The organism is uncultured Aggregatibacter sp., from assembly GCF_901873365.1.
Taxonomy (GTDB): domain Bacteria; phylum Pseudomonadota; class Gammaproteobacteria; order Enterobacterales; family Pasteurellaceae; genus Aggregatibacter.
This window is the reverse complement of sequence record NZ_CABFLM010000115.1, coordinates 61532-67837: the sequence shown is the minus strand read 5'-3', so window position 1 is coordinate 67837 and position 6306 is coordinate 61532. Positions and strand designations below refer to the sequence as shown.

Below are 6306 nucleotides of genomic sequence, written 5' to 3'. Positions count from 1 at the left end.
GCGGCGTTGCCTGAACATGAAAAACACATTTTCATCAGCAACTTAAAATATCAAACCTTGTTGGATTCCATTCAAGGTCGCAGCCCGAACGTGGCGTTGTTGCCGTTGGTGTCCATTCCGGAATTGGAAACCTGGATCGAGACCTGGACGTTCTCTGAAACCATCCACTCTCGTTCTTACACACACATTATTCGTAACATTGTGAACGATCCGTCTATCGTATTCGATGACATCGTGACCAACGAAGAAATCATCAAACGCGCGCGCGATATTTCCTCTTACTACGACGATTTAATTCGCGATAGCCAACTTTACAGCCTGTACGGCGAAGGCACTTACACCGTGGATGGCAAAGAATGTGTCGTCACCTTACGTAATTTGAAAAAACAACTTTACCTTTGCCTAATGAGCGTGAACGCGCTTGAAGCTATTCGTTTCTATGTGTCTTTCGCCTGTTCCTTTGCCTTTGCTGAACGTCAATTAATGGAAGGCAATGCGAAAATCATTAAATTCATCGCTCGTGATGAAGCGTTACACTTAACCGGTACGCAGCACATTTTAAACATCATGGCGGCAGGTCAAGACGATCCGGAAATGGCAGAAATTGCGGAAGAATGTAAACAAGAAGCCTATGATTTATTCTTAGCGGCAGCAGAACAGGAAAAAGACTGGGCGGATTATTTGTTCAAAGACGGTTCCATGATCGGCTTGAACCGAGACATTTTGGTGCAATACGTGGAGTACATCACCAATATCCGTATGCAGGCGGTCGGTTTGCCATTGCCATTCCAAGCACGTTCCAACCCGATTCCTTGGATCAATGCCTGGTTGGTTTCCGACAACGTACAAGTGGCACCGCAAGAAGTGGAAGTGAGTTCTTATCTTGTCGGTCAAATTGACTCCAAAGTGGATACAAAAGATTTTGACGATTTCGATCTGTAATCTTTGATGTCGCTAAAAGTGCGGTGGATTTTTCGGGTGTTTTTAAATTCCGATAAAATCTACCGCACTTTTTTATTTATTCGCTCCCAAAATTGCAGAACATTCAAGCCATTTATTTGTCATAAGCATTACCGAAACTCGATGAGATTTCGTGTTATTTGTTTTTAATTGGAGAAAATTGAATGAAAAAACGCAATTTTGTTTTAACTAGTATTGCACTCGGATTAAGCGTATTAACTACCCCGATGATGAGCGTGGCAGAAACCCCAACAGAAATATCTGCCGGTCAAGTTATGCCAAGTTTGGCGCCCATGTTAGAAAAAGTGTTGCCTTCGGTGGTGTCCATTTCTGTGGAAGGCAAACAAAAAAGCAATGCCGCTCAAATGGATGACGACATTCCGGAAGAATTTAAATTCTTTTTTGGTCCGGATATGTTCGATCGTGATCGCGCACCACGCAACTTTAAGGGCCTTGGCTCAGGCGCAATTATTAACGCCGAAAAAGGTTATGTGTTAACCAATAATCACGTAATTAAAGATGCAGATAAAATTACTGTTCAGCTCCATGACGGTCGTGAATTCAAAGCCAAAGTCATTGGTGCCGATGAAATGTCCGATGTAGCACTCATTCAAGTGGAAAAACCTAAAAATCTGACCGCACTTAAACTTGCGGATTCCGACAAATTACGCGTAGGCGATTTCACTGTGGCTATCGGTAACCCGTTCGGTTTAGGTCAAACCGTGACTTCCGGTATTGTATCCGCATTGGGTCGCTCCATGGGATCCGATAGTGGCACCTATGAAAACTACATTCAAACAGACGCAGCGGTTAACCGTGGTAACTCCGGTGGTCCGCTAATTAACTTAAACGGTGAATTAATCGGCATCAACACCGCCATTCTTTCTCCAAGCGGCGGCAATGCCGGTATTGCCTTTGCGATTCCAAGCAATATGGCCAATAATTTAGTACAACAAATTCTTGAATTCGGTGAAGTGCGCCGTGGTATGCTCGGCATTAAAGGCGGCGAATTAAATGCGGATTTAGCGCAAGCGTTTGATATTGAAGCAAAGAAAGGCGCTTTTATTAGTGAAGTGATGCCGGGTTCCGCCGCCGATAAAGCCGGCCTCAAAGCCGGTGATGTGATTACCGCGATAAATGGTCAAGCCATTTCCAGCTTTGCTGAAATGCGTGCCAAAATCGCCACATCTGGTGCAGGCACAGAAATTGATTTAACTTATTTGCGTGACGGTAAATCAAATAACGCCAAAGTGACGCTTCAATCAGATGACCAAACGCAAACACGCGCCAATGGATTATTACCGGCGTTAGACGGTGCGGAATTAAACAACTATGACGAAAAAGGTATGAAAGGTGTTGCTATCACCAAAATCAAACCAAATTCCCTTGCGGAACAACGCGGATTGAAATCCGGTGATGTGATCATTGGGATTAACCGTCAGAAAGTTGAAAACTTAGGTCAGTTACGCAAAATTTTAGAGAGTAAGCCATCGGCCATCGCCTTAAATATTATTCGCGGTGACAGTAACTTCTATTTACTGGTTCAATAATCTCATTTCCATAAATAAAGGGCGAATCTCTTCGCCCTTTAAAATCGTTAAAAAACCTTAGCAAAGCCAACGTTCAAAATCCACGGGATTTTCCCACCGCACTTTACTGCCAATTTTCACGTTTTGCCTTCTGCAATTTCGCATAAGCCGCCAATAATTTTTGATGTTCGCTAAAGTTTGCAAGGGTTTCATCGCTAGCAGGCAGGTTATAGAACGGATTGCCACCTTGAATCGCGCCCCACGCAAATGCCACGGCGTCTTTGCCATACATTTTTTCGAACACCATGCGATATTGCTGTGGATCACGTTGGCTATCCATAAACAATTCAAGGCTATTGATTAAGCAGCGATAATAGTTGGCACGTTCTGCCGTGAACACGGAGCTGTTCATGTTATATGTCCAGTTCGCCCAGTCTAATGCCATGGCCAAATCGCCCAAGGCAAGATAAAGCATGGATTTTAATTCACCAATGCGTAAGGTTGTCCAGCCGCTGGCTTTCGGTGCCACGATGCCGATAAATTCGCGTACGCGGGTAGCATCGTCAATACCTTGTTCATCCAGTTCATCCAATAATTCTTGGTAGGTTTCTTGGTCGTGGTGGAAGTGCGGTAAATCTAACAAGATTTCGCGCCAGTCCATGCCCATGTTGCTGTTGGCGTAAATTAAGTCGTCTGCCGGATAAATATCGGACATACCCGGCACGATGATGCGACAAGCGTAAACACCTAAGTGATTATAGTCCATGATGTAAACCTCTTTGCTTTCCTCGCGGAAAATCGCCATCAGATTATCGTATTCTTCATGCGTATCTTTGCCGGAGAAATTCCAATCGGCGAACTCATAATCCGGTGTGTCTTTGAATAAATCCCATGAAATTAAACCGCTGGAATCAATAAAGTGGGTTTCCAAATTGGCGTGTTCGGCAATATCGTCATTGTTGAAGGATGGCGGAGAAAAAACATCCAAATCTTTTAAGCTACGACCTTGCAGCAGTTCAGTCACGGTGCGCTCTAACGCCACCTGGAATTTTGGATGTGCTCCGAAAGAGGCAAAGCAAGTGCCGTTAGTTGGGTTGAGCAAAATGACACAAATCACCGGATATTTACCGCCAAGAGAGGCGTCATACGCCAAAATCGGGAAGCCTTCCTGCTCCAGCTTGTCAATCGCAGCTTGAATCGATGGATAGCGCGCCATCACCTCTTGCGGAATTAATGGCAGACTAATGGCTTCTGCGATGATTTTATTTTTCACATAGCGCTCAAACACTTCCGATAATCCCTGCACGCGCGCTTCAAATTGACTGTTGCCGGCGGACATCCCATTGGAGACGTAGAGATTAGAAATGATGCTTTGTGGAATATACACCGTTTGTTGATCTGATTGACGCACATAAGGCAAAGTAACAATACCACGCTCATAGTTGCCTGATTGCAAATCCACCAAAAGTTCAGGAGTCAGCTCCTGATTTGGATCGAAATGTTCAAATAAACGATCGTCTAAAATGCCTTGTGGCAACAACGCCTCGTCTTCAATCGGAAACCATTTTTCGTTCGGATAATGCACAAAATCGCCATTGGCAATGTCTTGTCCTAAATAGAAATCCGTCCAGAAATAGTTAGTGGAAAGACGTTCAAAATATTCGCCTAATGCAGAAGCTAATGCCGCTTTTTTACTGGCGCCTTTGCCGTTAGAGAAACACTGTGGGCAGTCTTTATCACGGATGTGTACCGACCACACGTTCGGCACCGGGTTTAACCACGAGGCTTCTTCAATATTGAAGCCAAGTGAGGTCAGTTTTTGTTGAAATTTTTCAATACTTTCCTCAAGGGCGGCATCTTTGCCGGGAATAAAGGTTTGTTCGGTCATAATGTTCCTATTTTTGTAATGTAATCAGAGGCCATAAAAATCGTTGTTAAGTATTTCTTTCATGAAAACGATGTTAAATCGGTAATCCGGCTAGCACGGCATAGCCTTCTTGCATGCCATGCACGCGATAGTCTGTGCCAGCTTCAATGAACGCCGCTTGTCCTTGTTTCAACGTGAGTTTTTGTTGTGTGGCTTCCAAGGTGATTTCGCCTGCCATGACTAAGAAAATCGTGCCGTTTAAAGTGCGGTCGGAAATCTCGGTGTTTTTAGCATAAGGCATATTGCTCAAAGCAAAATCGGCAATGGGCGTCGGGTAGGTGTAAACCTGATTTTGAGGTGCCGGCGCGATGATTTGAGGGACGATTTCGCTACAATCAATGGTTTTTAGCAATTGTTCGATATCAACGTGTTTTGGTGTTAGTCCTCCACGAATCACGTTGTCGGAACAGGCCATCAGTTCAATATTTTGTCCGCGTAAATAAGCGTGCGGCACGCCGGCCGCTTGGAAAATCCCTTCGCCGACCTGCAAATTAACCAGATTAAACAAGTAGAAACTCATTAAGCCGGCATCTAACTTGTCTCGGGAAATCTTCATGGCGTGTAATGTGTAAAGTACCCAGTAATCCGGATTTTGCATGGCAAGCTGGTTTTGCTCGTAAGCCTTTTGTTGCGCATCAATTATCGGCAACAGCCATTGCGCTAATTGATCTTGTGTTGCCAACATAATGTCAGCATAAAAATCCGCTAAATTCTGCGAGGCCAATTTTGTTGCCAGTTCCGCAAGTGACGGGCGTTGGCGTAGTGTATCGAGAATTTTGGCTTTGGTTTTAAAACCATGTAAAAGCCAAAAATCGGACAAAGCAATCATCATTTCCGGCTTATGGTTATCGTCTTTATAGGTGCGCTTCGGATCATTTAACGGAATGCCGGCGGCATTTTCCTGCGCAAAGCCGATCTCTGCCTGTTTTTTGGTTGGATGTAACTGAATAGAAAGGGGATTGGCAACGTCTAAAATTTTCAGTAAATAAGGCAAATTGTTGCCCAATAATTGACGGCTTTGGCTACCAAGTGCGGTGGGATTTTGTTGTAAAAAATCCAGTAATGACAGTTCGCCATTGGTGGTGATTAACTGTGATGGCGCTGAAGGGTGTGCGCCGAGCCAATATTCGGCATAATGCGCTTGCGTTTTTATAATATGCAAGAAGTCCGGAAGATACTGGTTACCACCCCACGCGTAATATTGAAGACTCCCGTTCAGGGGATAAATGCCTGCCATCATGTGTTCTCGTTTAGCGTTGCTTTGCCTAAAATAAAGGCGACATTTTAGCATATTCTTCCACTTAACTGTTGCGATATACAGGCTTTTTTTATACATTTAGCCCCATCTAAAATTTCTTTTTAATCGCGATTGTCGCGTTTATTTTATGAAATTTTAGATAACGAAACACATTAACTTAACAAGAGGTGTAAACATGGCACAAGGACATTATGAATTAAAAACAGCCAAAGACGGTCAATTTATGTTCAACTTAATCGCTACTAACGGACAAGTGATCTTAACCAGTGAGCTTTACAAAACAAAAGCCGCTGCACAAAACGGTATTGCTTCCGTCCAAAAAAATGGCGTAGATGCGAAAAACTTTGAGTTTCGCATGACAAAAAGTGATCAACCGTATTTTGTGTTGAAAGCGGCGAATCACCAAGAAATCGGTCGTAGTCAATATTATTCCTCACAGGCTGCCGCGCAAAAAGGCATGGAATCGGTGATGAATAATGCATCTACTGAAGTGATCAAAGAAATTTAATCTGCTTTTTCTTACTCTCCGCTTATCGGCATTTTCGATGCCGATCTTTAGGCTTTGTAAGAGGTGGAAGGAGTTAGAGCGTTTTCATAAAAAATCTGCGCCTAAATTTGTCGGTATTTTATCC

The 6306-nt window shown here is 43.7% G+C and carries 5 protein-coding genes; 3 read left to right on the top strand and 2 right to left on the bottom strand.

Annotated elements, in window-relative coordinates; translation table 11 throughout:
* On the top strand, positions 1-942 hold a 942-nt coding region (gene nrdB, locus QZ106_RS09725), incomplete at its 5' end, for a class Ia ribonucleoside-diphosphate reductase subunit beta (protein ID WP_295976575.1).
* A gap of 182 nt (positions 943-1124) precedes the next feature.
* Complete coding sequence (locus QZ106_RS09720) at positions 1125-2510, top strand: Do family serine endopeptidase (RefSeq protein WP_295976627.1); 1386 nt, start codon at positions 1125-1127, stop codon at positions 2508-2510.
* Between the two features lie 103 nt (positions 2511-2613).
* On the opposite strand, the gene ycaO is transcribed toward QZ106_RS09720, so the two are convergent.
* Positions 2614-4377, bottom strand: coding sequence for a 30S ribosomal protein S12 methylthiotransferase accessory factor YcaO (gene ycaO, locus QZ106_RS09715; RefSeq protein WP_295976626.1), 1764 nt, complete (start codon positions 4375-4377; stop codon positions 2614-2616).
* A 73-nt stretch (positions 4378-4450) separates the two neighbouring features.
* Positions 4451-5653 carry a mannose-6-phosphate isomerase, class I gene (gene manA / locus QZ106_RS09710; protein WP_295976625.1) on the bottom strand — a complete coding sequence of 401 codons (1203 nt, stop codon included), beginning with the start codon at positions 5651-5653 and terminating at the stop codon, positions 4451-4453.
* Positions 5654-5849: 196 nt separating this feature from the next.
* On the opposite strand from manA, the gene QZ106_RS09705 reads away from it, so the two are divergent.
* Positions 5850-6182 (top strand): YegP family protein, encoded by a 333-nt coding sequence (locus tag QZ106_RS09705; protein WP_295976624.1) that lies wholly within the window; start codon positions 5850-5852, stop codon positions 6180-6182.
* Positions 6183-6306 lie beyond the last annotated feature (124 nt).